Genomic DNA, 26,418 nt, shown 5'->3' with positions numbered 1-26,418 from the left:
CCGGTACGCGGGGTCGTGGACGGCCGCGCAAGCCGGCCGCCCGTCCGCACACTGGTACGGATCGGCGGGCCGATCAGTTCAGCGGGTCGGCGAGGAGTCGTTCGAACGCCAGCTCCGCGGCGCCGATCAGCGCCGCGTCGTCACCGAGCTTCGGGGTACGCAGCCGCACGTGCTCCAGGCACGCGGGCAGGCCGTTCGAGTTGAGCCGGCTGCGCACCTGAGCCGCCGAGGCCAGGTAGAGGTCACGCATGGTGCCGCCGAAGATGACCATCTCCGGGTTGAAGATGTTCACCAGATTCGCGACGCCGAAGCCGAGCCAGTCGCCAGCTTGCCGTACCGCGGTCTGGGCGCGGGCGTCACCACGGTCGGCGGCGTCGAAGACGGCGAGCAGCGCGTCCCGGCCACGTGCCTCGGACCGGCCGGCGGCGCGCAACAGCCCGTGCTCGCCGATCTCGGTCTCCCAGCAGCCGCGCCGGCCGCAGTCGCAGCGCACCCCGTCGCGGACCACCACCATGTGGCCGACCTCGCCGCCGTAGCCGCCGTGCCCTCTCAGCCGCCGCCCTCCGGCGATGATGCCCGCGCCCACGCCCACGTCGCCGTAGATGTAGATGACGTTGTCGCAGCCGACCGCCGCGCCCCGGGCGTGTTCGGCGTACGCGGCCACGTCGGCCACGTTGCCCACCGTGATCGGTACGTCTATCCCCAGCTCGACGGCGAGCGCCGCACCGATCGGCTCGTCCACCCAGCCGGTGGTCGGGCTGAGCCGGACCAGCCCGTCCTCCCGGCGGACCATGCCGCACACCGCCACCCCGGCGCCGACGCAGATCGCGTCCGGCGGCACCGACTGGTGCATCTCCTTGACCGCGCCGGCGAGCAGCGGAGCGGCCTCCCCGGCGACCAGGTTGCGCGGCCGGTCCATCTCCCGGCGGTCGAGCACCTCACCGCCGAGCCCGACCCGCGCGGCCCGCAGCCGGTCCACCTCGACGCTGTACGCGTACGCGTAGACCCGCTCCGACTCGGGCCGGACGACGAGTGACGGTCGTCCGGCCCGGCCGGTCTCCTTCGGCGTCCCCTCGCTGACCAGACCGGCGCCGGCCAGGTCCGCGGTCAGCGCGCCGATGGTGCTGCGGTTGAGGCCGAGCGCGGTGGTCAGCTCGGCCCGGGTGGTGGCCCCGTGCACGTGCACGTAGCGGAGCAATGCGCCCAGGTTCTGCCGACGGATCTCGTCCTGACTGGGGCCCGCGCGCATTGCCACTGCCATGGTGTTTCCGTACCCCGGGTCAGCGCGTGCCGGTGGCGGCGGCCCGCCGACGCGACAGCGCGTCGATGGTCGCGGCGGCGAGCAGCACCACGCCGGTGACCACGAACTTGACGCCCGAGCTGTATCCCATCAGTCCCATACCGTTGTCGATGACCGCTACCACCGCGCCACCGAGCACGGCGTCGAGGACCCGGCCCTTGCCGCCGAAGAGGCTGGTGCCGCCGATCACCGCCGCGCCGACGGCGTAGAGCAGTACGTTACTGCCACCGGTGTTGGGGTCGACCGAGTTGGCCCGGCTGGCAGCCACGATGCCGCCGATCGCGGCCATCGAGGAGCAGATGACGAAGACGGAGATGCGGATCCGGTCGACGTTGATGCCGGCCCGGCGGGCCGCCTCGGCGTTGCCGCCGACCGCGTAGATGTGCCGTCCGTAGCTGGTGCGCTGGAGCACGAACGTCCAAACGATCAGCAGGAGCGCGATGATCGGCACCACGATCGGCACGCCCTTGAGCGAGACGACGAGCACGTTACGGCTGCGCTCCAGGTTGAGCACGTAGACCGCCACGCCGAGGATCACGGCGAGGCCGGCGATCCGGCCGGCGACCACCGCGATCGGGTCGGTGATCAGGCCGCGGGCGGCCCGGTTGCGGTGCCGTAGCAGTTGCACGGCCGCGTAGCCGGCGACGGCCACGGCGGCGAGCGCCCAGCCCAGGGCGGGGGAGAGGTTGCGGTTGGCGATCGCGACGAGCACGTCGTCCCGGACCGCGATGTTGGCGCCCTCGTCCATGAGCGTCAGCACCACGCCCTGGAAGGCCAGGAACCCGGCGAGCGTGACCACGAAGGAGGGGATGCCCACCTTGGCGACCAGCAGGCCCAGCACGGTGCCGATCACCACACCGGTGACGACGGCGGCGAGCACCGCCACGTACCAGGGGTAGCCGAGCACTGTGACGACGTTGGCCAGGATCGCGGCGCAGACGCCGCTGGCGAAGCCGGCGGAGAGGTCGATCTCGCCGAGCAGAAGGACGAAGACCAGGCCCATGGCGATGAGCGTGACCGCCGCGCCCTGGGTGAACAGGTTCGCCAGGTTGCCGGCGGTGAAGAACGACGGGCGGGCGATGGAGAAGCCCACCGCCAGCGCCACGAGCATGACCACGGCGGGGAGCGCGCCGATGTCGCCGCCGCGCACCCGGCGCCAGTAGTTGTTCACGTGGCCGCCCAGGGTCGGTGTCGGGGCGACGCCGGCCGGGCCTTCCTTCTTCACGACGGTGGCGGTCATCGGACGGCTCCTGGGGTGGTGTCGGCGGGCGCGGCGCCGTTGCCGGCCGGCTCGCCGGTGAGGCCGAGGCTGCCGGAGCGGCCGGCGGTGATCAGCTCGACCACCTGCGAGTGGGTGATGTCTGTGGTCTTCACCTGGGCGACCATCTGGCCGAGGTAGAGCGCGGCGATCCGGTCGGAGACGGCGAAGACGTCGTTCATGTTGTGCGAGATGAGCACCACGGCCAGGCCGTTGTCGGCCAGCCGGCGCACCAGCTCCAGCACCTGGGCGGTCTGCGCGACGCCGAGTGCGGCGGTCGGCTCGTCCAGGATGACCAGCTTGCTGTTCCAGAGCACGGCCTTGGCGATGGCGACCGTCTGCCGCTGGCCGCCGGAGAGGCTTGCCACGTGCTGGCGCAGCGACTTCACGGTGCGCACGCTCAGCCCGGCGAGCGTCTCGGCGGCCATCTGCTCCATGGTCGGCTCGTCGAGCACGATGCCGCTGCGCTTCTCCCGGCCGAGGAACATGTTCTGCACGATGTCGAGGTTGTCGCAGAGCGCCAAGTCCTGGTAGACGACCTCGATCCCGAGGTCGGCGGCGTCCCGGGGGCTGTTGATGGTCACCGGCCGGCCGTCGAAGACGAACTCGCCGGCGTCGGTGGGGTGGATGCCGCTGATGCACTTGACCAGGGTCGACTTGCCGGCGCCGTTGTCGCCGACGAGCGCGGTCACCTCGCCTGCATGCGCGGCGAAGGCGACGTCACGCAGCACCTGGACGGGACCGAAGCTCTTGTCGATCCCGCGTAGCTCCAGCAGGGGGGTTGCGGACACGGGGTTCTCCTTTGGGCGGAGGGAGGTCTCGGATCCCGTCCGGCGCGGGCACCGCCCGGCACGGGGTCTTCCGTGCCGGGCGGCGCCGCCTGAGGCGGGTGGGTCAGCTCACGCCGGCGTCGGTGCAGAGCTTCGTGAAGGCACCGGTGCAGAGCTCTTCCTTGGTGACGTAGCCGTCGGCCACCACGTCCTTGACGTTGTCCTTGTAGATGGCCTTGGGCTCCAGCAGCACGGACGGGACGTCCCGGTTGCCCTCCGGGTCCTTGACCGTCTGGCCGGTGTCCTTCTTCTCGCCCTTGGCGAGCGCGATGGCCAGCTCGGCGGCGGCGTCCGCCTCCTTCTTGACCGCCTTGTAGACGGTCATGCACTGGTCACCGGCGAGGATGTTCTGCAGGCCCTCCTTGGTGGCGTCCTGACCGGTCACCGGGACCTTGCCGTTGAGCTTGTTCTTCTTCAGCACCGAGATGGCCGCGTTGCCGAGACCGTCGTTGGCGGCGAGCACGCCGTCGATCTTGCCGCCGGCCTTGGTCATCTGCTGCTCGAAGATCGTGGCGGCCTGCGCGTTGTCCCAGGCCGGCACCGAGTCGTCGGCGACCTTGGTGTACTCCTTCGAGTCGAACTTCGGCTTGAGCACCGAGTCGTACCCGTTCTTGAACAGGGTGGCGTTGTTGTCGGTCGGCGAGCCGTTGAGGTACGCGATCGACGGGTTCTTGACGCCCTTGTCGGTCAGGCACTTGCTCAGGCCCTCGCCCTGGAGCTTGCCGACCGCCTCGTTGTCGAAGCTGACGTAGTACTGGGCGGAGCCGCCCAGGGTCAGCCGGTCGTAGTCGATGGTCGCCACGCCCTGCGACTTGGCCTTGTCGAGCACGGCCTTGCCGGTGCCGGAGTCCAGGTTGACGATCATCAGGACGTTGACGCCGTTGGTGATCATCTGGTCGGCGATGGTCTGGAACGCGGTCTTGTCGTTCTGCGCGTTCTGGATGTCGGACTCGACGCCGGCCGCGTCGAACGCCGCCTTGAGGTACTTGCGGTCCGCGCCCTCCCAGCGGGCGGAGGACTTGCTGTCCGGCAGGATCACGCCGATCTTCGGCTTCTTGGCGTTGGAGCCGCCGCCGGCCTCGTCGGAAGAACCGCCGTTGTCACCGCAGGCGGCCATGCTGCCGGTCGCGAGGAGACCGACGGCCGCGAAGGTGAGGAAGCCCTTGCGCATGTGCAGGGTCCTTTCGGAGGTGGGGGAGTGGTGATGTTTTGTTGTGTCCGGCAACGTATTCCCCGCCCTCCATCAGTCGCAAGACTGTCGAGGTCAGAAGTTTGTTGGAGGCGGTAACAATTCCGCAACGTCGGCGACACGCCCGCCCCGTGGGTGCGGCTCCTCGCGGAGCCCGCGCAGGTGGCAGGTGGCGTGGCGGACGGCGGTGCGGGGTGTGGCGCCAGGGTCGGGCCGGAGTGCCACATTCCGTGACGGTCTCTTGACGCGGTGCGGAAGTTCCACGAAGATCCAGCTATACATCGACAGGCGTTCACGTCTTCCTCCGTATGGGAGCGCTGTCGACGCGACTCACAGGGGTGTCCTCATGCGTGTCGAATTCTGCTCCGCACATGACAGGTCGCGCCCGTGAGTGCCGCCGAACTCCTCGCCACCATGTCGATCTGCGTGGTCTCGGCGGTCCTCGTCTGCTCCGGCCTCGGCAAGCTGGCCGCGCCCAGGCATGCTCGCCAGCTCTTCATGGCGCTCCTGCCGGTGCGTCGCGGCACGGCCCTCTCGCTGGTGCGGGCGGTTGCGGTCGTCGAGGCCGTCGTCGGTGCGGCCCTGCTCGTGCCGGCCGGCCGGCCGGCCGCCGCCGCGGCGACCGCCGGCCTGGGGGCCGGCTTCGCGGGGGCCGGTCTCGCGGGTCGGCAGCGCGGGACGACGTTGCCCTGCGGATGCTTCGGTCGGCCAGAGGGCCGTCCGCTGGGTGTGCGGAACGTCCTGATCGGGCTCGCGCTCGTGGGCTTCGGCACCGCGCTCCTGCTCACCTCGCCGGCGGCTCTCCCGGCCGACCGGATGGCCGTCGTGGCCGCGAGTCTCGTCGCGGGCATGGCCCTGCTGTTGTGGCGCGGCATGGTCGTCGACCTGGTCCGGCCCCCGACGCGCCCGGCCGGCGCGGAGCTGTCTAAGGAGATCGCTGGATGAGTTACCTCTTCGGGTTCGGGTTGCTGGTGGTCGCGGGCGCCGTGGTGGTGCTCTTCGCGATGCTGGGCGAGCTGTACGCGCGCTCCGGCGGCATGGAGGGCGCGGGCGCGCCCGGCGGCGGCAGCGGCACCGTCCGGTTGCTCGACGGAGCCCGCGTCGGGTCGCGGCCGGAGCGCTGGCCCGCCGGTCTGGCGGAGGTCGCCACCGCGGACCTGCGGGTGGTGCTGGTGTTCAGCACCTCCTGCAACAGCTGCGAGAAGGCGGCCGGCGAGGTCGGCGACCTGGCCGACACGCGTGACTTCGCCGTCCTGATCTCGACGATCGACCAGGAGCGCGGCGAGGACTTCATGACCCGACACGAACTGGCGGGACTCCCGCACCACATCGACGTGGGTGGCGAATGGGTGGCGGAAGAACTGGGCGTGATGACCAGCCCGTCGGCGCTGGTCTTCCGGCACGGGCGCCTGGTTTCGGCATTGTTGTTCACCGATCTGGCGGCGCTCAGCGCCGCCGTCTTCCCGGTCAAGGAGGCTGTTGGGAATGAATGAGGAGAAAATGACGGCGACAGGCCGTCGCGGGGGTAGCCGGCGAGGCTTCCTCGCAAAGATCGGCGTCGCCGGCCTGGTGGCGTCGGGGGCGGTCTTCGCCCGCTCGACGCCGGCGATGGCGGGCAACTACCAGTGCTGCAACCTCGTCTACGTCCCACCGAACATCTCGTACTCGACGTGCAGTTCGGCCACCTACAAGTACATCTGGTACTGCTCGGTCAACGCCTACCTGCACTGCAACTGCTGCGAGAAGAAGACCAGCTCGGGCAAAATCACCGGATCCGGCGCCCACTGCCAGTACAACTGAGCCCGCCGATGGTCGTCTGGCTCGTCGTCGGCATCGCGGGAGCGGTGCTGCAGATTCTCAGTCCTTGAGGCCTCTCCATGGCTGGGGTCGCCAGCCCTATGTTGAGGCGGAACGTATCTGAAGGACTTCGATTCCTGGCGGGCCTCGCGGTCGGCGGACTCGTCGCCGGAATGGTTCTCGCCGTGCCGGTCTACCTGATCGGATCGGCGGTCGGGGAACTGGTCCCCGAGACATGGCGGGTCGTGGCCCTCGTCGCACTCGCGGTGCTGTTCGGCGTCCTGGATCTGCTCGATCGGACGCCGCACATCTGGCGACAGGTGCCGCAGCGACTGGTCCGGACCCTGCCGGCCGGCACGCTCGGGGTGGTCTGGGGAATCGACCTGGGTCTGCTCTTCACCACGCAGAAGACCACGTCGCTGATCTGGTTGGCCACGGCGGGCGTCGTGCTTGTCGCACCCGGATCCGCGCCGTTGGTGCTGGTTGTCACGGCCCTCACCGTGACCCTCCTGGTCACTCTCTGGAGCCTGACCAGGAAGGCCGCCGAGATCGAGGAAAGGAGTGACCGGCTATGGGTGAGTCGGGTTCGACGGGTCTCCGGAACGGCGATGCTGCTGCTGGCGGCAGCCCTCGCCGTGACCGTCGTTTCCCCGTGACCCCCACTCTGGAACCCGACACGACCCAGGGGCAGGTGGTGATCACCAGGTTCCACTGCGGTGATCTGGTGCGCGTGCTGGTCGTCCTGCTGCTGCATCTGCGGGTGAAGCGGGACGTCCGTCGCCATGCCGAGGGCTTCCTCGGCATCAGGCTGCTCGTGCGGTGGCGGGAGCGGACGGTGTGGAGCATCTCGCTCTGGCGGGATCTCGACAGCGTCTACTCGATGGGCGGGGTGTCCAGGCACGTCGCCGCGTCGAGGGTGCCCGCGAAGCTCGGCGTCACCACCAGTTGCGACATCTTCTGCCACGTCGGTGAGTGGACCCGGGTCATGTTCGGCGGCGGCAGGTGTCCGTCCCGGCCCGGCGGACGCTCCGGAGATTGATGTCCAAACACATGTGAACAACAGGTTCTGCTAATCGGGAGGAGTCCCAGAATGCCTTTGCCAACCGACCGCGGCGTCGTGGTCATCGACGTCGAGGACGACGGTACGAGCACCGTGCGCATCTGTGCGGAGGTCGTGAACGGCGCACCCGTCGACGTCTTCGCGGAACACCACGGCGCCGTGCACGTCCGTGTGCACAACGACGTCCCGATGTTCACCCAGGGGCGGCGTAGCGTCTCCAAGCGGATCGCCGAGGTCTACGACGACAACGGCACGATCAACGTCGGCCGGGTCCGCGGCGCGGCCTGATCCGTTAGTCGGCGCGGGGGACGGGCCGGTCGTGCCGGCGGCCGGTCCTCCGCGCGTTTCCCGTTCTCGTGTTCCCCGTCCCGCCAGACGGGCGGACAGCGGGGCGGCCCGCGCGTCCGTCACCGGGTGGACAGCGGAGCGACCTGCGCGTCCGTCAACGTCAACAGGTCGGTCGGGGCCAGCTCGACCTGGAGCCCGCGCCGGCCCGCCGAGACGTAGACGGTGGGATGGGCGAGCGCCGACGAGTCCAGCACCGTGGGCAGCCGCCGGCGCTGGCCGAGCGGGCTGATCCCGCCGCGCACGTAGCCGGTGGCCCGCTCGGCCACCGCCCGGTCGGCCATGGCCGACCGCTTACCGCCGACGGCCGCGGCGAGGGCCTTGAGGTCCAGTTCGCCGGTGACCGGCACGACCGCCACGGTCAGCGCGCCGTCGACCTCGGCGACCAGCGACTTGAACACCCGCTCCGGCGGCACTCCCAGAGCCGCCGCGACCAGCGCGCCGTAGTTCGGCGCGTCCGGGGAGACGTCGTACGGATGGGTGCTGTGCGCGATCCTCCGCTTCACCAGCAGCGCCGTCGCCGGAGTGCCCTGTCCCGCCATGACCGTCACGCTAACCGGGCGCGGCGCGGGTGGGCGAGTTGAAAACACCCGCGCCCCGAGGCGCGGGACGACCGGCGCGTCGGGTGCGGGCAGGGCCGCACCACCTCGTCGGACGGCAGCCCGGCCGGTCGGCGCCAGCCCGACGGGCCGGTCGGCGCCTACCCGCCGGGCCGGCAGACCAGCACCGTCGGCGCGCCGGCCACGCGGGTCAGCACCAGGCCGGCCGCCTCGTCGCCGGCCAGCCTCAGGTCACGGCGCAGCTTCTCTGGCTCCAGCGCCGACCCGCGTTTGCGGATCTCGACCCGCCCGACCCGCCGTTCCCGCAGCAGGGCGCGCAGCCGCTTCAACGAGAACGGCAGCACGTCGGTGATCTCCAGGCAGCGGGCGAACGGGGTGGGCCGGGCCTCGTCGGCGTACAGGTAGGCGATCGAGGGGTCGGCGAGCGTGGCGTCGAGGTCGGTGGCCAGCTCGGCGACCAGGTGCGCGCGTACCACCGCCGGATCCGGGTCGTAGAGGAAGCGCCGGACCGGTCCCACCGGCGCCTCCTGTGCGCCCGTGCCGGTTAGGTGATAGGAAGGGACCCTTTTACTACCGGAGGCGTTAATAGGGGGCCCTTCCTTCTCGCGCAGCACTGTGGCGCGGCGCGGGACCTCGGCCAGGTCACCGCACCAGAGCGCCGCCTCGACCAGGTCGCCGTCCACGCTCACCCACTCCGCCTCGGCGCCGCCCGGGATCAGCGCGTGGTCCAGCCCGGGTGCCACCTTCACCGCGGTGCGCGGCACCCGCGCGGCCAGGCCGGTGACGAAGTCCCACGGCGGGGAGTAGGCGTTCGGGTCGAAGACGCGCCGCCCGGTGCCGGCCCGCCGCCGCGCCGGGTCGCAGAACACCGCGTCGACCCCGCTCACGTCGAACGCCGTGGCGTCACCGCACTCGACTGTCACCAGGTCGGCGAGCCCGGCCGCCTCGGCGTTCGCGGCGGCCATCGTGGCGGTGAGCGGGTCGGCCTCCACCGCGTACACCCGGATGCCGGCGCGGGCCGCGGCGAGCGCGTCGGCCCCCAGCCCGCACCCCAGGTCGGCCAGCGTGGTCACGCCCGCGGCGCGCAGCCGCGCGGCGCGCCGGTCCGCGACCACGCGGCGGGTGGCCTGCTCCAGCCCCGCCCGGGTGAGGAACATCCCGGCCGCGAAAGGGCCGAACTTGCCTGCCGCCCGGCGGCGCAGCTCCGCCTGGGTCAGCGCCGCGGCCGCGAGCCCGCCGGGGATGCCGGCCGAGCGCAGCGCGGCCGCCGCCGCCAGCGGGTCGCCGCCGGCCACCCGCTCGGCCGCGGCGAGCGCCGCCGACCCCTCGGGGGTACGCAGCGCGGCTAGCTGGTCGAGATCCACGCGCTCATTCTCCCGGCCCGGTTCCGGCGCGACACGGAGGGCGACGCGTTGGCACTCTCCTTGACGGAGTGCTAGCCGAGGAATAACCTGCGATTAGCACTCTCACCCTGAGGGTGCCAACGCCCGAGCCTCGTGCCCGGGGGTTGAGCGCCAGGCGGACCGGCACCCGCGACGACGGCCCCGCCCGGTGGCATGTGGCAGATTGACGCTGGTCGGCGTGCCGGCCGGCAACGACACCAAGTACCCGGGAGGGTATGCCCGTGACTACCGCGACCAAGGTTGCGATCAAGCCGCTCGAGGACCGCATCGTGGTCCAGGCGAACGAGGCCGAGACCACCACCGCCTCGGGCATCGTGATCCCCGACACCGCCAAGGAGAAGCCGCAGGAGGGCACCGTCCTCGCTGTCGGCCCGGGCCGGATCGACGACAAGGGCAACCGCGTGCCGATCGACGTGAAGGTCGGCGACACCGTCCTCTACTCGAAGTACGGCGGCACCGAGGTCAAGTACGCCGGCGAGGAGTACCTGGTGCTCTCCGCCCGCGACGTCCTCGCGGTCATCGAGAAGTAAGCAACCGATCAGTGTCGTTGCCCCGGTCCGGCTCGCCGGGCCGGGGCAACGTCGCTTCGAAGGGATACTGATGGCGAAGATCCTCAGCTTCTCGGACGACGCCCGGCACCTGCTCGAGCACGGTGTCAACGCCCTCGCGGACGCGGTGAAGGTCACCCTCGGCCCGCGCGGGCGCAACGTCGTCCTGGACAAGAAGTTCGGTGCGCCCACGATCACCAACGACGGCGTGACCATCGCCAAGGAGATCGAGCTCACCAACCCGTACGAGAACCTCGGCGCGCAGCTGGTCAAGGAGGTGGCGACCAAGACCAACGACGTCGCCGGCGACGGGACCACCACCGCCACCGTGCTGGCCCAGGCCATGGTCCGTGAGGGCCTGCGCAACGTGGCCGCCGGCACCAACCCGACCGGCCTGAAGCGGGGCATCGACGCGGCGGCCGCCAAGGTCTCCGAGGCGCTGCTCGGCAAGGCCGTCGAGGTCTCCAGCAAGGAGTCGATCGCGCACGTCGCGACCGTCTCCGCGCAGGACGCCGCCATCGGTGAGCTGATCGCCGAGGCGATGGAGAAGGTCGGCCGCGACGGTGTCATCACCGTCGAGGAGGGCTCCGCGCTCACCACCGAGCTGGAGGTGACCGAGGGTCTCCAGTTCGACAAGGGCTTCATCTCCCCGAACTTCGTCACCGACCTGGAGGCGCAGGAGGCGGTCCTGGAGGACCCGTACATCCTGATCACCACCCAGAAGATCTCGGCGATCGAGGAGCTGCTGCCGCTGCTGGAGAAGGTCCTCCAGAACAACAAGCCGCTGCTCATCGTCGCCGAGGACGTCGAGGGCCAGGCCCTGTCCACGCTCGTGGTGAACGCGCTGCGCAAGACCGTCAAGGTCTGCGCGGTCAAGGCCCCCGGCTTCGGCGACCGCCGCAAGGCGATGCTCCAGGACATGGCGATCCTCACCGGTGCCGAGCTGGTCGCCCCGGAGCTGGGCTACAAGCTCGACCAGGTCGGCCTGGAGGTGCTGGGCACCGCCCGCCGCGTCGTGGTCGACAAGGAGAACACCACTGTCGTCGACGGTGGCGGCCAGGCCGCCGAGGTCGCCGACCGGGTCGCGCAGATCCGTAAGGAGATCGAGGCCTCCGACTCCGAGTGGGACCGGGAGAAGCTGGCCGAGCGGCTGGCGAAGCTCTCCGGCGGCATCGCCGTGATCAAGGTCGGCGCGGCCACCGAGGTCGAGATGAAGGAGCGCAAGCACCGCATCGAGGACGCCATCGCCGCGACCAAGGCCGCGGTCGAGGAGGGTACGGTTCCGGGTGGCGGCGCCGCCCTGGCCCAGATCCTGCCGGCGCTCGACGACGACCTGGGCTTCACCGGTGACGAGAAGGTCGGCGTCTCGATCGTGCGCAAGTCGCTCGTCGAGCCGCTGCGCTGGATCGCCCAGAACGCCGGCCACGACGGCTACGTGGTGGTGCAGAAGGTCGTCGGCCAGGACTGGGGCTACGGCCTCGACGCCGCCACCGGCGAGTACGTCGACCTGGCCAAGTCCGGCATCATCGACCCGGTGAAGGTGACCCGCAACGCGGTCAGCAACGCCGCCTCGATCGCCGGCCTGCTGCTCACCACCGAGAGCCTCGTGGTGGAGAAGCCGGCCGAGCCGGAGCCGGCCGGCGGTGGGCACGGCCACTCGCACGGCCACGGCCACGGCCACCAGCACGGCCCGGGCTTCTGACCCGAGTAGTACGCCCCGCCGTCAGGGCACACCGCCGACCCGGTGGTGTGCCCTGACGCGTATGTCCTTACGGAACGCTGACGGAATTGGCAGCCGGCCCGGCGGGTCGACCAGACTGGGTGCCGTGAGCACCCTCTCCCGCCGCCGCGCGGCGCTGGCCGGTGTCGTCGCCGCAGTGGTGGCACTCGGCACCGCCGAACCCGTGGCGGTCCTGACCGGTCCCCGGTCCGCGCCGCTCGTCGCCGTCGGCGGACTCGTCGTCGACCTGGTGCCCGAGCCGCTCAAGCAGTTCGCCATCGACGTCTTCGGCACGTACGACAAGATCGCCCTGCTGGTCGGGACGGCGCTGCTGCTGGCCGCCTTCGGGGCGCTGCTCGGCCTGGCGGCGGCCCGGCGGCTGGTGATCGGCCTGGCCGGCGTCGCCGCGTTCACGGTGCTCGGCGTCGCCGCCGCGCTGACCCGGGCCGGCGCGGACGCGTTCGACGCGCTGCCCTCCCTGGTCGGCGGCGGACTGGGCGCGCTGACGCTCTGGACGTTCGTGGCCGGTCCGCTGGGGCCCGGCCGGGGCGCGGCCGCGCAGCCGGCACCGCCTCCGGTGGTCGCCGCGCTCGCGGGGGAGGAGAAGACCCCGGGTGGCTGGGAACCGGTCCGGCACGACGACGACGCGGAGTCGCGGCGGCGGTTCCTGCGTGGCGCCGGGCTGCTCACCGGTGCGGCGGCGGTGGCCGGGCTGGGCGGGCACTGGCTGGCGGGCCGGCGCGGCGTGTCGGCGGCCCGGGAAGCGGTGACGCTGCCCGCCCCTGTGGCACCCGCCCCGCAGGTGCCGGCCGGAGCGGACCTGTCACTGCCCCGGCTGGCGCCGTACGTGACGCCGAACCGGGAGTTCTACCGGATCGACACCGCGCTGGTGGTGCCGCAGGTGGACCCGGTCACCTGGCGGCTGCGGATCCACGGGCGGGTGCGCAACCCGATCGAGCTGAGCTTCGACGACCTGCTGGCCCGTCCGATGGTCGAGCGGTACGTGACGCTGGCCTGCGTCTCCAACGAGGTGGGCGGCGACCTGATCGGCAACGCGCGCTGGCTCGGCGTACCGATCAAGGAACTGCTCGACGAGGCCGACCCGGCCGACGGCGCGGACCAGGTGGTGGGCCGCGCGGTCGACGGCTGGACCTGCGGCACGCCCACCTCGGTGCTGCGCGACGGCCGGGACGCGCTGCTCGCGGTCGGCATGAACGGCGAGCCGCTGCCGATCCAGCACGGCTTCCCGGTGCGGATGGTGGTGCCGGGCCTCTACGGGTACGTGTCGGCCTGCAAGTGGCTCACCGAACTGGAGCTGACCAGCTTCGCCGACTTCGACGCGTACTGGGTGCCGCGCGGCTGGTCCGCGCAGGGCCCGATCAAGACGCAGTCCCGGATCGACACACCCCGGCCCCGCAGCCGCCCGGCCGCCGGCCCGGTGACGGTGGCCGGTGTGGCGTGGGCGCAGCACCGCGGCATCCGTCGCGTCGAGGTACGCGTCGACGGCGGCGCCTGGCAGGAGGCGACACTGGCGCCGGCGGTGTCGGCGGACACCTGGGTGCAGTGGTCCTGGCGATGGGACGCGACGCCGGGCGAGCACACGCTCCAGGTGCGAGCGACCGACACGACAGGTGAGACCCAGACGGAACAGCCCGCCCCGGTCGCCCCCGACGGCGCAACCGGATGGCACACAGTGAGAGTCACGGTCACCTGACCCGGCCGCCCCACCTCCGAAAGATCAACACCAGTTCCCCGAAGTGGTGGCATCAAAGGCTCAGTGATATGACCACCTCGCCGAGCTGGTGTTGATCACGCGAGGGCCGGGGCGGGACGACACGACGCCGCGCCCCGGGGTTGCGGGGCGCGGCGTCGGAGGTCGTGGAACCGGTCAGGCGACCTTGCGCTGGTCCGGCACGGCGGTGTTGTGCGGCCGGCCGAGGCGCGCCTCCAGCCGGGCGATGTCCACCTTGGTCTGGCGGCGGTCGGCCAGGTCCTCCCAGCCGAGGGCGAGAAGGCGCAGCCGCTCGGACTCGCTGAACCCGCCCCAGACGCCGTACGGCTCGCGCACGGAGAGCGCGTGGGCGGCGCACTCGGCGCGAACCGGGCAGGCGCGGCAGACCGACTTGGCGCCCATCTCGCGGCGCAGCCGGGAGGAGCCGCGCTCGCCGTCCGGGTGGAAGAACTGCGCGCTGTCGCGGCCACGGCAGGCCCCGAGCCGCTGCCAGTCCCAGAGCTCGTCGATCGGTCCAGGCAGCCTACGTACGTTCGACATCAGCACCCCTCCTCCCGCGCGGCACCGCGGAGAATGTTCGTTGCCAGCTACCGGGCGGCGGTCCGCGCGGGATGCCGGTTCCGGATGAACCCCTCGGTACCCGAGTGGTCCGCGCCTCACACATCTGTGATCGAAAACGTCGGACACTCGGCGGCATATGCCCCATCTGTCGGAAAAGTTCGGATGATTGCCCGGAACCCCCTCCCGACCCCACCTCCGCATGGTCTGCTCTGAGTCGGAGAGGAGACCACTGTGCGTAGTGTTCTTGTGTGCGTTCGGACACCATTGGCGGCCCAGCATCTGACCTCCGCGGCGGCGCGGCTCGGGCTGTCCGGCGTCGTCCGGACGGCCGTCTCCGATCCGGAGGTGATGTTGCGGCTCGCGGAGCGTCCGGTGGACGTGGTGCTCGCCGACACCGCGCTGACCCGCCCGGACAGCGCCGGCTTCGTCCGGCGGGTGCTGGCCCGCGCCCCGCAGGCGGCGGTGCTGCTGCTCGGCGCCGAGGAGTCGGAGTCGGCGGCGGCCACCATCAGCGCCGGAGCCCGGGGCCTGATCCAGAACGCCGACCACGACCTGACCAGCGCGGTCGCCAAGGCGCTGCTGCTGCTGTCCGCCCCCGGGCGGAGCAACAGGAACCGGGTGGCCGACACCGCCCGGGACGCGGCGGCGGTGGGCGGGCCGGCCCGGCCGGCGGCGCCGGGGCGTACCCAGGGTGGGCCCGGCTGGCCGGCGACGGCGCCGGTGGACGCCGCGGGCCTGCCCACAGTGGTGCCCGTGCAGCGGGGTGAGGACCCGGACGACCCGGCGGCGGCCGACGGCGCGGAGGCGCCCCGGGCGGGTGCGGCCCAGCGGCCGGCGCGGACGCCGCGCAGCGCGATCGGGCTGACCGAGCGGGAGCTTCAGGTGCTGCTCGGCATGGCCGAGGGCAAGAGCAACGCGGAGATCGGGCGGGAGCTGTTCGTCTCCGAGGACACGGTCAAGACGCACGCCCGGCGGCTGTTCCGCAAGCTCGGCGCGCGCGACCGGGCGCACGCCGTGGCGGCCGGGTTCCGGGCGGGCCTGGTCGCCTGACCCGCGCGGGGATCACTCCTGCGCGGAGTCGTCGGTGCCCTCGGTGAGCGTGTCGTGCACGCCGTCGGCGTACCCGCGGGCGTAGTCCCAGCTCACGTAGTGGTCCGGGTCCGGGTCGTAGGCCGGCTCGTGCACCCGGGGACGCCCCGAGTTGAGCAGGTGGCGCAGGTTGCCGCGGAGCAGGTCCCAGTCGAAGTAGTGCGGCTCGCGGCAGTCCTCGCACTCGATCACCAGGCCGCGCACGCCGATCGGCTGGAGCAACGCCTGGTAGATCTCCAGATCGGCGAGATCCTCAAGGACGTCCTGGCGCTCGACCTCGGTCAGCGGGTCGAGCGCGTCGTCGTCGCCGGGATCGTGCAGGCCGGCAGCCGGATCGGCCGGGTCGCCGTTGAACGGGTCGATGGGCTCGTCGTGCACCCCCTCACCGTAGACCCCGAGCCGCCGGAAAGCCCGCCCCAGCCCGTGCTGTGGCCCTGCCTACCCTCGGGCCCGCCGCTGCCCGGGCGCGGACGGGTAGGTGGGTACGATGAGGCGACGCGCCGTCACCCGGCGCCTGCCGGTGCCCCCGCGCGCCGCCTCGCTGCAGCCCGTTCGACCAGCTCAGGGGAGCAATCGTGGAGAATTCGCCCAGCACCGAGATCCCGGCCGGCGCCGACGGCGGGGAGCTGGGTGACCATCTGCCCGAGCTGCCTGCGGGTTCGGCCCGCGTGGTGCCGCTCGGGCTGACCTTCGACGACGTCCTGCTGCAGCCGGGCGAGTCGGACGTCGTCCCCAGCCGCGTCAACACCCGCACCCGCCTCACCCGCAACATCGAGCTGACCGTGCCGCTGCTGTCCAGCGCGATGGACACCGTCACCGAGGCGCGGATGGCGATCGCGATGGCCCGCCAGGGCGGCATCGGCGTGCTGCACCGCAACCTCTCCGTCGAGGACCAGGCGCTCCAGGTCGACCTGGTGAAGCGCTCCGAGTCCGGCATGATCACCAACCCGGTGACCGCCAGCCCGGACGACACGCTGCGCGAGGTCGACGCGCTCTGCGGGCGTTACCGCATCTCCGGTGTGCCGGTGGTGGACGGGCAGGGCCAGCTCGTCGGCATCGTCACCAACCGCGACATGCGGTTCGTCTCCGACCCGGCCACGCCGGTGCGCGAGATCATGACCCGCACCCCGCTGATCACCGCGCCGGTCGGCGTGAGCAAGGACGACGCGCTCGGCCTGCTGCGCCAGCACAAGATCGAGAAGCTGCCGATCGTGGACGCGGGCGGCAAGCTGCGCGGCCTGATCACGGTGAAGGACTTCACCAAGAGCGAGCAGTACCCGAACGCCACCAAGGACGACGCGGGCCGGCTCCGGGTCGCCGCCGCGGTCGGCGTCGGCGAGGACGGCTACAAGCGGGCCCGTGCCCTGGTCGACGCCGGCGTGGACGTCGTCATCGTGGACACCGCGCACGGCCACCAGCGCGCCGTGCTGGAGATGGTCGCCCGGCTCAAGCGGGACGTCGGCATCGACATCGTGGGCGGCAACATCGCCACGTACGCGGGCGCGAAGGCGCTCGTCGAGGCCGGCGCGGACGGCGTGAAGGTGGGCGTCGGCCCGGGCGCCATCTGCACCACCCGGATCGTGGCCGGGGTCGGCGTACCGCAGATCACCGCGATCATGGAGGCGGCCCGTGCCGCCCGCCCGGCCGGCGTGCCTGTCATCGGTGACGGCGGCATCCAATACTCCGGCGACATCGCCAAGGCGCTCGTCGCCGGCGCCGACACGGTGATGCTCGGCAGCCTGCTCGCAGGCTGCGAGGAGAGCCCCGGCGAGCTGATCTTCATCAACGGCAAGCAGTACAAGGCGTACCGCGGGATGGGCTCGCTCGGCGCGATGCAGTCGCGCGGCCAGGGCAAGTCCTACTCCAAGGACCGCTACTTCCAGCAGGACGTGCTCGCCGAGGACAAGCTGGTCCCGGAGGGCGTCGAGGGTCAGGTGCCCTACCGGGGGCCGCTGTCCGCCGTCGCCCACCAGCTCACCGGTGGGCTGCGCGCCGCCATGGGGTACGTGGGCGCGGAGAGCATCCCGGAGCTGCACCGGCGTGGCCAGCTCATCCGGATCACCGCGGCCGGGCTCAAGGAGAGCCACCCGCACGACATCCAGATGACCGTCGAGGCGCCCAACTACCACTCCCGCTGACCCACCACCCCCAACCACCTGGAGTCCCTCATGCGTGACGTGGTCGAGATCGGGCTGGGCAAGACCGCGCAGCGCGGCTACCACCTGGACGACATCGCCATCGTGCCGAGCCGCCGCACCCGGGACGTCGACGACGTCTCCACCGCGTGGCAGCTCGACGCGTACCAGTTCGGCATCCCGTGCGTCGCGCACCCCTCCGACGCGACCATGAGCCCGGCCTCGGCGGTCCGGCTCGGCCAGCTCGGCGGCCTCGGCGTACTCAACGTCGAGGGCCTGTGGACCCGGTACGAGAACCCGGCCAAGATCCTGGAGGAGCTGGCCGGTCTCGGCGAGGACGCGCGGGCGACCAAGCGCCTCCAGGAGGTCTACGCCGAGCCGATCCGTCCCGACCTGATCGCCGAGCGGGTCCGCGAGCTGCGCGAGGGCGGCGGGACGGTGGCGGTGCGGGTCTCCCCGCAGCACACCCTGGCGCTGGCCCCGGTGATCCTGGACGCCGGCGTGGACATCCTGGTCATCCAGGGCACGCTCGTCTCGGCGGAGCACGTCTCCACCACCGACGAGCCGCTGAACCTCAAGGAGTTCATCGCCGACCTGGACCTGCCTGTCGTCGTCGGCGGCTGCACCGACTACAAGACCGCGCTGCACCTGATGCGTACCGGCGCGGCCGGTGTGATCGTGGGCATCGGCGGCGACGACTGGTCGACCACCGAGTCGGTGCTCGGCATCCGGGTGCCGATGGCCACCGCCATCGCCGACGCCGCCGCTGCCCGCCGCGACTACCTGGACGAGACCGGCGGCCGGTACGTGCACCTGATCGCCGACGGCGACATGCAGACCTCCGGCGACATCGCCAAGGCGCTCGGCTGCGGCGCGGACGCGGTGATGCTCGGCGAGCCGCTGTCGCTGTGCGAGGAGGCCCCGGCCGGCGGCGCCTGGTGGCACTCCGCGGCCAGCCACCCGTCGCTGCCCCGTGGCGCGTTCGAGGTGGCCGGCGAGCCGCTCGGCTCGATGGAGAAGCTGCTGTTCGGCCCGGCCGACGAGCCGGACGGCCAGCTCAACCTCTTCGGCGGCCTGCGCCGCGCGATGGCCAAGTGCGGCTACCGCGACCTCAAGGAGTTCCAGAAGGTCGGGCTCGTCCTCGACCGCTGACACCGCTGATCATCGGCTGAGCACCGCGTGACGGCGCGGGCGGCGGCGCGGACGTGTTCCGGCCCCGCCCGCGCCGTCGCGCGTCTAGGCTCGCCGGGTGAGACGGGGGCGGGTCTGGGCGGCAGGGCTGGCGGCGGCGGCGCTCGCGCTGGGCGGCTGCACCGGCGGAGACGACGGCAACGGGTTCCGGCCGGGCGCGGCGGACGCCGGTGACCCGTACGTGCCGGGGGCCGGCAACGGCGGCTACGACGTGGGCCACTACGCGCTGGACGTGCGCTACGACCCGGCGAGCGACCGGCTCACCGGCACCGCCACGCTGACCGTCACCGCGACCCGGGCGCTGTCCCGGTTCCAGCTCGACCTGGCCGGGCTGGACGTCGAGCGGGTGCGGGTGGACGGCGCGGCGGCGAAGCACCGCCACGACGGCACCGAGCTGATCGTCACGCCGCCGCGCGGGCTGCCGTCGGGGAGGCGGTTCACCGTCGAGGTCGCGTACGGCGGGGTGCCGCAGCCGCTGCCCAACGCCGAACTCGGCGACGGCGGCTTCCACGCCACCCCGGACGGCGCGATAGCGCTCGGCCAGCCCGAGTCGGCGAGCACCTGGTACCCGGTGAACGACCACCCGTCGGACAAGGCCACATACGACCTCGCGGTCACCGTGCCGGACGGGCTCGCCGCGCTGTCCAACGGCATGCCGCAGGGCAGGACGTCGGGCGGCGGCTGGACCACCTGGCGCTGGTCCGAGCGCGCGCCGATGGCCAGCTACCTGAGCACGCTGGTGATCGGCGACTACCGGGTCAGCAGCGGCACCCACGCCGGGAAGCCGCTTGTCACCGCCGTCGCCGCGGCGCTGCCCGCGGACGGGCCGGCCGCCGCGTCGGTGGCCCGCACCGGCGAGGTCGCCGACTTCCTGGCCGCGCGCTTCGGCCCGTACCCGTTCGAGGCGTACGGCGGCGTGGTGGTCGCCGACGAGCGCATCCGGTACGCGCTGGAGACGCAGAGCCGGCCGGTCTACGGGCCGGCGTTCTTCCGCGACGGCCTGCCGAACACCGAGGTGGTCGCGCACGAGCTGGCCCACCAGTGGTTCGGCGACAGCGTCTCGGTGGCCCGGTGGAGCGACATCTGGCTCAACGAGGGCTTCGCCACGTACGCCGAATGGCTCTGGGCCGAGCACGACGGCGGGCGCACAGTGGCGCAGACAGTCGCCGAACGGTACGCGGACACCGACTGGTCGAAGCCCACAGTCGACCCGGGCCGGGCCGGGATGTTCGGCGACGCGGTCTACCAGCGGGGCGCGCTCGCGGTGCACGCGCTGCGCCGCGCGCTGGGCGACGAGACGTTCTACCGCGTGCTGCGCGGCTGGCTGGCGCAGCACCGCGACGGCAACGTCACCACCGCCGACTTCGTCGGGTACGCCGAACGCACGTCCGGACGTCCGCTGCGGGCGCTGCTGGACGCCTGGCTCGTCGGTGGCACGCCGCCGGGACTGCCGTGACGCACGCGTGACCGCCGCTGGGTAGGCTGCCGCGTCGGAGCGGCCCGTGGGCGGGGCCGCCGAACGGGCCCCGGGAGGGATCGAGGCGATGACGCGGCGCGGCGCACGACGACGGATCGGGTTGCTGACCTGCGGCACGCTGCTGGTAGCCGGCTGCGGTTCGGCCGAGCCGGACCCGGGTCCGTCGTCCCCGGCCGGCCCGGCACCGGCGACCTCGCGCAGCTTCGCACCGGGCGCGGCCGGCGCCGGCGATCCGTACTTCCCGAGCTACGGCAACGGCGGGTACGACGTCGCGCACTACACCGTGAAGGTGCGCTACGACCCGGAGACGGACAAGCTCAGCGGCACCACCACGCTGCGGGCCACCGCCACCGCCAACCTGTCCGCGTTCAACCTGGACCTGGCCGGGCTGACCGTCCGGTCGGTCACAGTGGACGGCACCGCCGCCCGGCACAGCCGCACCGACGACGAGCTGGTGATCACCCCGGCGATCGGGCTGACCTCCGGCAACGGCTTCACCGCCGAGATCCGGTACGACGGCCGGCCGGAGCCGCTGCGGAACGAGGCGCTGGGCGAGGGCGGCTGGCTGCACACGACCGACGGGGCGATCGCGCTCGGTCAGCCGGAGTCGGCGAGCACCTGGTTCCCGGTCAACGACCACCCGTCGGACAAGGCCACCTACGACATGGAGATCACCGTCCCGAAGGGACTCACGGCGGTCTCCAACGGCGTGCCGAAGGGGAAGACGACAAGCGGCGCCTGGACCACCTGGAAGTGGTCGGAGACCGCGCCGGCGGCCAGCTACCTGACCACGGTGGCGATCGGGAAGTTCCGGGTCACCACCGGGGAGCACAAGGGACGGCCGGTCTACAACGCGGTCACCACCCAGGTGGCGGAGGGTGCGCCGGACCGGTCCCTCGCGCGCACGATCGAGGTCGCCGACTACCTGGAGAGCGTCTTCGGGCCGTACCCGTTCGACTCGTACGGCGGCGTGGTGATCGACGACGAGCGCATCCGGTACGCGCTGGAGACGCAGAGCCGGCCGGTCTACTCGGCGAGCTTCTTCCGGCAGGGCGACAACACCGGCGTGGTCGCGCACGAGCTGGCCCACCAGTGGTACGGCAACAGCGTGTCGATCCAGCGCTGGCAGGACATCTGGCTCAACGAGGGGCTGGCCACGTACGCCGAGTGGCTGTGGGCGGAGCACGACGGCTCGACCACCGTGCAGCGCGCGTTCGAGCAGAAGTACGCGAACGCCGGCGGGCAGGTGTGGCGTACGCCGCCGGGCAAGCCGGGCGTGACGAACCTGTTCAGCCGCTCGGTCTACGACCGGGGCGGGATGACTGTGCACGCGCTGCGGGTGGCGGTGGGCGACACCGCGTTCTTCGCGATCCTGCGCACCTGGGCCGCGGAGCGGAAGAACGGCAACGCCACCACCGCCGACTTCGTGGCGCTGGCCGAGCGGATCACCGGCAAGAAGCTGGCGAAGGTCTTCGATCCGTGGCTGTACGGCACCGAGCGCCCGCCCGCTCCGAAGCCGCTGTAGGCGTCAGTTCTTGACGCGCAGCGACGGGTGGGCGGCCAGGAACGCGTCGGCCCGTCCGCCGCGCAGCGCGGTGAGGAAGTCACGGCCGAGCGGCTTGAGCTGCTCACCCCGGTACGCGCCGCCGCTGCTCACCCCGGCGCCGGGCAGCACGACCAGCGTGAGCCGGTCGGCCGGCAGGCCACCCAGGACGTACGCGTAGTCGATCAGATTCCGGCCGCCCCCGGCGTACACCAGGGTCTTGCCCAGCGCGGCGACCACCTGCTCGACCCGCTGCGGGTCGCGGGCGGTGCCCTGGTCGAGGATCTTGCGGGCCAGTGCCCGGAGCAGTTGCTGCTGGTGCCGCTGCCGGGTGTAGTCGCCGCCCGCGGTGTAGCGCTGCCGCGCGTAGTCGAGCGCCTGCCAGCCGGTCAGGTGGCGGGTGCCCTTCTCGTAGACCATCTGCGGCCCGGTGTAGCCGCCGCCGGTCAGCGTCCGCATGGTGCCGTCCGGGCGGCGGTGCCGGGAGGCGACCTGCTGGTCGACGTAGAGGTCCACCCCGCCGAGCGTGTCCACCAGCTTGTCGAAGCCGCCGAACGTGATCACCGCGCCGGCGTCGATGCGCAGGCCGGTGTAGCGGGAGACGGTGGTGCGCAGCAGCTCGTACCCCTGGGCGGTGCTGGGGTTGCGCTTGTCGCCCGGCACCCGGCTGCCGTAGCTCATCGCGTGGGTGAGCTTTGTGCGGCCGCCCGGGTAGCGGGCCTTCGGGTAGGCGGGGATGTCTACGACCAGGTCGCGGGGGAGCGAGAACAGGTACGCCCGGTCCAGCCCGGCCGGTACGTGCAGCAGCAGTACCGCGTCGGCGTGCGGCTCCCAGCCGGGGATGCTGACCCGGGTGTCCACGCCGACGAGCAGCAGGTTGAGCGGGCCCTTCAGGTCGGCGCCGGGCGGGGGTGTCGGGCTGGCGGTGGTCGGGGCGGGCGTCGGTGAGGCCGGCGGCGCGGTGCTCGGGCCGGCGACCGGGGCGGCCGGGCGGTTCGCCACTAGCCGGGTGGTCACCACCGCTCCGGTGGCCACCAGCAGCGCCGCCACCAGTGCGGCCAGGCCCAGCAGGCGTCGTCTCGTCACGTTCGTTCCTCCCCGTGGTGTTCGACGCGCCGGGAGCCGCCGGAGGTTGCCGCGGCGGGAATCCCGGCGAATCGAGCGCTCTGCATGATCTGCGAAAAACACTCGCTGGCGCCATAGCTACCGGTCGGTAATGATGCGTTCATGCGTTACGACGTGCTCGTCATCGGTTCGGGCTTCGGCGGCAGCGTCACCGCGCTCCGGCTGGCCGAGAAGGGCTACACGGTGGGCGTCCTGGAGGCGGGGCGGCGCTTCGCCGACGACGAGTTCCCGCGTACGTCCTGGCGGGCGCGACGGTTCCTCTGGGCGCCCCGGCTCGGCTGCTTCGGGCTCCAGCGGATCACGCTGCTGCGCTCGGCCGACCGTAAGGCCGGCGGCGGCGTGCTGGTGCTCTCCGGCGCCGGTGTGGGCGGCGGCTCGCTCGTCTACGCGAACACGCTCTACGAGCCGCTCGACGCGTTCTACGCCGACCCGCAGTGGCGGGACATCACCGACTGGCGCGACGAGTTGGCCCGCCACTACGACCAGGCGAAGCGGATGCTCGGCGTCACCACGTACCCGATCGACACCCGCGCGGACCAGGCCGTCCGCGCGGTGGCCGAGCGGATGGGGGTGGCGCACACCTACCACCCGACGCCGGTCGGGGTGCACATCGGGCGGCCCGGCGAGCGGGTGGCCGATCCGTACTTCGGCGGGGCCGGACCGGACCGCACCGGGTGCAGCCACTGCGGGTCGTGCATGACCGGCTGCCGGCACGGCGCCAAGAACACGCTGGTGAAGAACTACCTCTGGCTGGCCGAGCGGCTCGGCGTGCAGGTGCACCCGCTGACCACGGTCACCGCAGTCCGCCCCGACCCGGCCGGCGGGTACGCGGTGCACACCGAACGCACCGGCGCCTGGCTGCGCAAGCGGCGCGAGGTGATCCACGCCGACCAGGTGGTCTTCGCGGCCGGCGCGCTCGGCACCCAGCGGCTGCTGCACGAGATGAAGGCGACCGGCGCGCTGCCGGCGCTCTCGCCCCGGCTGGGCGAGCTGACCCGCACCAACTCCGAGGCCATCCTCGGCGCCTCGGTGGCGCCCGGCGCGGCCCGGAAGCGCGGCCTCGACTTCACCGAGGGGGTGGCGATCACCAGCTCGTTCCACCCCGACCCGCAGACCCACATCGAGCCGGTCCGCTACGGCAAGGGCTCCAACGCGATGGGCCTGCTCCAGTCGCTGCTCGTCGACGGCGGTCCCCGCCGGGCCCGGCGCTGGCTGGGCAGCATCGTCCGGCAGCCCCTGCTGGCGGCGCGGATGCTGTCGGTACGCCGGTGGTCCGAGCGCACCGTGATCGCGCTCGTCATGCAGTCGGTCGACAACTCGCTGACCACCCGCTACCGCCGGGGACGGCTGGTCTCCGGCCCCGGCCACGGCGCGCCCAACCCGACCTGGATCCCGGCCGGCAACACCGCGGCCCGGCTGCTCGCCGAGGAGATCGGCGGCACCCCGGGCGGAGCGGTCACCGAGCCGTTCAACATCCCGGTGACTGCGCACATCCTCGGCGGCGCGGTCATCGGCGCCACACCGGACGAGGGCGTGATCGACCCCTGGCACCGGGTGTACGGCCACCCGGGGCTGCACGTGGTGGACGGCGCGGCGGTCTCGGCGAACCTGGGCGTCAACCCGTCGCTGACGATCACCGCGCAGGCCGAGCGGGCCATGTCGTACTGGCCGAACAAGGACGAGGCGGACCCGCGTCCGGCGCTCGGGTCGGCGTACACCCGGGTGGAGCCGGTCCCGCCGCGGCGGCCCGCCGTCCCCGCGCACGCCCCCGCCGCCCTGCGGTGAGGAGGCCGTCGCAAGGTTCCCCCCGCCACACCGCCGGGGCGCGTCCGCGCGGCCGGTGACTGTCGGTAGGCTTTGCGCACATGAGCACGCCTCGCCCCGTCCTCGTGGTGGACTTCGGAGCCCAGTACGCCCAGCTCATCGCGCGCCGTGTCCGCGAGGCGAAGGTCTACTCGGAGATCGTCCCGCATTCCATGCCGGTGTCCGAGATGCTGGCGAAGAACCCGGCCGCGATCATCCTGTCCGGTGGCCCGTCCAGCGTCTACGCGCCGGGCGCCCCGCAGATCGACGCCGGCATGTTCGAGACCGGCGTACCGGTCTTCGGCATCTGCTACGGCTTCCAGGCCATGGCCCAGGCGCTTGGCGGCACCGTCGCGCGCACCGGCAACCGCGAGTACGGCGGCACCCCGCTGCGCCCGCGCCTGACCGAGCCCGGCGTGCTGCTGCGCGACCTGCCGGCCGACCTGCCGGTCTGGATGAGCCACGGCGACTGCGTCACCGAGGCGCCGGAGGGCTTCACCGTGACCGCCGAGTCGGCGGGCGCCCCGGTCGCCGCGTTCGAGGACCTGGCCGGCCGCCGGGCCGGCGTGCAGTTCCACCCCGAGGTCGGGCACACCGCGCACGGCCAGGAGATGCTCACCCGCTTCCTGTACGACATCGCCGGCATCGCGCCCACCTGGACGCCGTCGAACATCATCGACGAGCAGGTCGCCCGGATCCGCGAGCAGGTGGGCGACAAGGAGGTCATCTGCGGCCTCTCCGGCGGCGTCGACTCGGCGGTCGCTGCGGCGCTCGTGCACCGCGCCGTGGGCGACCAGCTCACCTGCGTGTTCGTGGACCACGGTCTGCTGCGGGCCGGTGAGGCCGAGCAGGTCGAGAAGGACTACGTCGCGGCGACCGGCATCAAGCTCAAGGTGGTCGACGCGCGGGAGCGGTTCCTCGGCGCGCTCGCCGGGGTGACCGACCCGGAGCAGAAGCGCAAGATCATCGGCCGGGAGTTCATCCGCGTCTTCGAGGCCGCCGCGCGGGAGATCGCCGCGCACGGCGACGTGGAATTCCTCGTGCAGGGCACGCTCTACCCGGACGTGGTCGAGTCCGGCGGCGGCACCGGCACCGCGAACATCAAGAGCCACCACAACGTCGGCGGCCTGCCCGAGGACCTGAAGTTCTCCCTGGTCGAGCCGCTGCGCACGCTGTTCAAGGACGAGGTCCGCACGATCGGCCTGGAGCTGGGACTGCCCGAGGCGATGGTGTGGCGGCACCCGTTCCCCGGCCCGGGCCTGGCCATCCGGATCATCGGCGCGGTCGACGAGGAGCGCCTCGCCGTGCTCCGCAAGGCCGACCTGATCGCCCGGCAGGAGCTGACCGCGGCCGGTCTGGACCGGGGCGTCTGGCAGTTCCCGGTGGTGCTGCTGGCCGACGTCCGCAGCGTCGGGGTGCAGGGCGACGGGCGCACCTACGGTCACCCGGTGGTGCTGCGCCCGGTCTCCAGCGAGGACGCGATGACCGCCGACTGGTCCCGGCTGCCCTACGACGTGGTGGCCCGGATCTCCACCCGGATCACCAACGAGGTCGCCGAGGTCAACCGCGTGGTGCTGGACGTCACCAGCAAGCCGCCGGGCACCATCGAGTGGGAGTGACGCGGCTCAGGCCGCCGGCGGCGTCTGCGGTCCGGCCTGCGGCCCGCCCGGCGTCCGCGGCTCGGCCGGCCCGGCCGGCGGGACCGGCCCGGCCGGCGGGACCGGCGGCCACCCGGGCGCGGTCCCCGGCGGG

The 26,418-nt window shown here is 72.4% G+C and carries 25 protein-coding genes; 16 read left to right on the top strand and 9 right to left on the bottom strand.

The genetic code is table 11. The features are described from left to right. Window positions 1-73: 73 nt before the first annotated feature. The 4 genes from OC439_RS09090 to OC439_RS09075 all read right to left on the bottom strand — a co-directional run bounded on the left by OC439_RS09090 (window position 74) and on the right by OC439_RS09075 (window position 4,559). Window positions 74-1,249 (bottom strand): ROK family protein, encoded by a 1,176-nt coding sequence (locus tag OC439_RS09090; protein ID WP_262013264.1) that lies wholly within the window; start codon window positions 1,247-1,249, stop codon window positions 74-76. Between the two features lie 31 nt (window positions 1,250-1,280). Then, window positions 1,281-2,540 (bottom strand): sugar ABC transporter permease, encoded by a 1,260-nt coding sequence (locus OC439_RS09085; protein ID WP_262013051.1) that lies wholly within the window; start codon window positions 2,538-2,540, stop codon window positions 1,281-1,283. Beyond that, entirely contained in the window at window positions 2,537-3,349 is an 813-nt protein-coding gene (locus tag OC439_RS09080) for an ATP-binding cassette domain-containing protein (RefSeq protein ID WP_262013050.1), read from the bottom strand. Before OC439_RS09080 ends, OC439_RS09085 begins: the two co-directional genes overlap by 4 nt. 103 nt (window positions 3,350-3,452) lie before the next feature. After that, window positions 3,453-4,559 (bottom strand): sugar ABC transporter substrate-binding protein, encoded by a 1,107-nt coding sequence (locus OC439_RS09075; RefSeq protein ID WP_262013049.1) that lies wholly within the window; start codon window positions 4,557-4,559, stop codon window positions 3,453-3,455. Between the two features lie 405 nt (window positions 4,560-4,964). Between OC439_RS09075 and OC439_RS09070 the strand changes: the two genes are divergently transcribed. The 6 genes from OC439_RS09070 (at window position 4,965) to OC439_RS09045 (ending at window position 7,722) form a co-directional block, all read left to right on the top strand. Further along, complete coding sequence (locus tag OC439_RS09070; protein ID WP_262013048.1) at window positions 4,965-5,522, top strand: MauE/DoxX family redox-associated membrane protein; 558 nt, start codon at window positions 4,965-4,967, stop codon at window positions 5,520-5,522. Next, a complete protein-coding gene (locus OC439_RS09065) occupies window positions 5,519-6,070 on the top strand; it encodes a hypothetical protein (protein WP_262013047.1) in 552 nt (183 codons plus the stop codon). The genes OC439_RS09070 and OC439_RS09065 overlap by 4 nt, the downstream gene beginning before the upstream one ends. 7 nt (window positions 6,071-6,077) lie before the next feature. After that, window positions 6,078-6,377 (top strand): hypothetical protein, encoded by a 300-nt coding sequence (locus OC439_RS09060; RefSeq protein WP_262013046.1) that lies wholly within the window; start codon window positions 6,078-6,080, stop codon window positions 6,375-6,377. Between the two features lie 182 nt (window positions 6,378-6,559). Continuing rightward, complete coding sequence (locus OC439_RS09055) at window positions 6,560-7,030, top strand: hypothetical protein (RefSeq protein ID WP_262013045.1); 471 nt, start codon at window positions 6,560-6,562, stop codon at window positions 7,028-7,030. Then, entirely contained in the window at window positions 7,027-7,413 is a 387-nt protein-coding gene (locus tag OC439_RS09050; protein ID WP_262013044.1) for a hypothetical protein, read from the top strand. The genes OC439_RS09055 and OC439_RS09050 overlap by 4 nt, the downstream gene beginning before the upstream one ends. Window positions 7,414-7,464: 51 nt before the next feature. Further along, on the top strand, window positions 7,465-7,722 hold the full coding sequence (locus OC439_RS09045; protein WP_141721744.1) for a hypothetical protein: 258 nt from the start codon (window positions 7,465-7,467) through the stop codon (window positions 7,720-7,722). A 119-nt stretch (window positions 7,723-7,841) separates the two neighbouring features. On the opposite strand, the gene ybaK is transcribed toward OC439_RS09045, so the two are convergent. Both ybaK and OC439_RS09035 read right to left on the bottom strand, forming a co-directional pair. Further along, complete coding sequence (ybaK, locus tag OC439_RS09040; protein ID WP_262013043.1) at window positions 7,842-8,321, bottom strand: Cys-tRNA(Pro) deacylase; 480 nt, start codon at window positions 8,319-8,321, stop codon at window positions 7,842-7,844. 158 nt (window positions 8,322-8,479) lie between these two features. After that, window positions 8,480-9,703 (bottom strand): THUMP-like domain-containing protein, encoded by a 1,224-nt coding sequence (locus OC439_RS09035; RefSeq protein ID WP_262013042.1) that lies wholly within the window; start codon window positions 9,701-9,703, stop codon window positions 8,480-8,482. 254 nt (window positions 9,704-9,957) lie between these two features. Here OC439_RS09035 and groES point away from each other — a divergent pair, with 254 nt between their 5' ends. The 3 genes from groES (at window position 9,958) to OC439_RS09020 (ending at window position 13,724) form a co-directional block, all read left to right on the top strand. Beyond that, window positions 9,958-10,272, top strand: coding sequence for a co-chaperone GroES (gene groES / locus OC439_RS09030; protein ID WP_018222648.1), 315 nt, complete (start codon window positions 9,958-9,960; stop codon window positions 10,270-10,272). 70 nt (window positions 10,273-10,342) lie between these two features. Continuing rightward, window positions 10,343-11,992: a chaperonin GroEL gene (groL, locus tag OC439_RS09025; protein ID WP_262013041.1), complete on the top strand. Its 1,650-nt coding sequence runs from the start codon at window positions 10,343-10,345 to the stop codon at window positions 11,990-11,992. Between the two features lie 61 nt (window positions 11,993-12,053). Further along, a complete protein-coding gene (locus OC439_RS09020) occupies window positions 12,054-13,724 on the top strand; it encodes a sulfite oxidase (protein WP_410054904.1) in 1,671 nt (556 codons plus the stop codon). 174 nt (window positions 13,725-13,898) lie between these two features. Here the strand turns inward: OC439_RS09020 and OC439_RS09015 are convergent, their stop codons facing one another. After that, entirely contained in the window at window positions 13,899-14,282 is a 384-nt protein-coding gene (locus OC439_RS09015) for a WhiB family transcriptional regulator (RefSeq protein WP_013288543.1), read from the bottom strand. Window positions 14,283-14,534: 252 nt separating this feature from the next. On the opposite strand from OC439_RS09015, the gene OC439_RS09010 reads away from it, so the two are divergent. Continuing rightward, window positions 14,535-15,353, top strand: coding sequence for a helix-turn-helix transcriptional regulator (locus OC439_RS09010; RefSeq protein WP_262013039.1), 819 nt, complete (start codon window positions 14,535-14,537; stop codon window positions 15,351-15,353). Window positions 15,354-15,365: 12 nt separating this feature from the next. On the opposite strand, the gene OC439_RS09005 is transcribed toward OC439_RS09010, so the two are convergent. Further along, window positions 15,366-15,770 carry a DUF5319 domain-containing protein gene (locus OC439_RS09005; protein ID WP_194801374.1) on the bottom strand — a complete coding sequence of 135 codons (405 nt, stop codon included), beginning with the start codon at window positions 15,768-15,770 and terminating at the stop codon, window positions 15,366-15,368. Between the two features lie 197 nt (window positions 15,771-15,967). On the opposite strand from OC439_RS09005, the gene guaB reads away from it, so the two are divergent. The 4 genes from guaB (at window position 15,968) to OC439_RS08985 (ending at window position 21,720) form a co-directional block, all read left to right on the top strand. Then, window positions 15,968-17,530, top strand: coding sequence for an IMP dehydrogenase (gene guaB, locus OC439_RS09000; protein WP_262013038.1), 1,563 nt, complete (start codon window positions 15,968-15,970; stop codon window positions 17,528-17,530). Between the two features lie 30 nt (window positions 17,531-17,560). Continuing rightward, window positions 17,561-18,679 carry a GuaB3 family IMP dehydrogenase-related protein gene (locus OC439_RS08995; RefSeq protein ID WP_013288539.1) on the top strand — a complete coding sequence of 373 codons (1,119 nt, stop codon included), beginning with the start codon at window positions 17,561-17,563 and terminating at the stop codon, window positions 18,677-18,679. A 97-nt stretch (window positions 18,680-18,776) separates the two neighbouring features. Next, window positions 18,777-20,174, top strand: a complete 1,398-nt coding sequence (locus OC439_RS08990) for a M1 family metallopeptidase (protein WP_410054903.1) — start codon at window positions 18,777-18,779, stop codon at window positions 20,172-20,174. A gap of 88 nt (window positions 20,175-20,262) precedes the next feature. Beyond that, window positions 20,263-21,720, top strand: coding sequence for a M1 family metallopeptidase (locus tag OC439_RS08985; protein ID WP_262013037.1), 1,458 nt, complete (start codon window positions 20,263-20,265; stop codon window positions 21,718-21,720). A gap of 3 nt (window positions 21,721-21,723) precedes the next feature. Here OC439_RS08985 and OC439_RS08980 read toward each other — a convergent pair whose 3' ends face one another. Further along, a complete protein-coding gene (locus tag OC439_RS08980) occupies window positions 21,724-22,824 on the bottom strand; it encodes an LCP family protein (RefSeq protein WP_262013036.1) in 1,101 nt (366 codons plus the stop codon). A gap of 141 nt (window positions 22,825-22,965) precedes the next feature. Here OC439_RS08980 and OC439_RS08975 point away from each other — a divergent pair, with 141 nt between their 5' ends. Both OC439_RS08975 and guaA read left to right on the top strand, forming a co-directional pair. After that, window positions 22,966-24,648, top strand: coding sequence for an FAD-dependent oxidoreductase (locus tag OC439_RS08975; RefSeq protein ID WP_262013035.1), 1,683 nt, complete (start codon window positions 22,966-22,968; stop codon window positions 24,646-24,648). Window positions 24,649-24,728: 80 nt separating this feature from the next. Further along, window positions 24,729-26,285 (top strand): glutamine-hydrolyzing GMP synthase, encoded by a 1,557-nt coding sequence (gene guaA, locus OC439_RS08970; protein WP_262013034.1) that lies wholly within the window; start codon window positions 24,729-24,731, stop codon window positions 26,283-26,285. Window positions 26,286-26,418: the final 133 nt, after the last annotated feature.

The organism is Micromonospora sp. Mcm103 (assembly GCF_024519755.1).
Lineage (GTDB): Bacteria > Actinomycetota > Actinomycetes > Mycobacteriales > Micromonosporaceae > Micromonospora > Micromonospora aurantiaca.
Note: the sequence above shows the minus strand (reverse complement) of the source record. Positions and strands in the feature narration are given on the sequence as shown.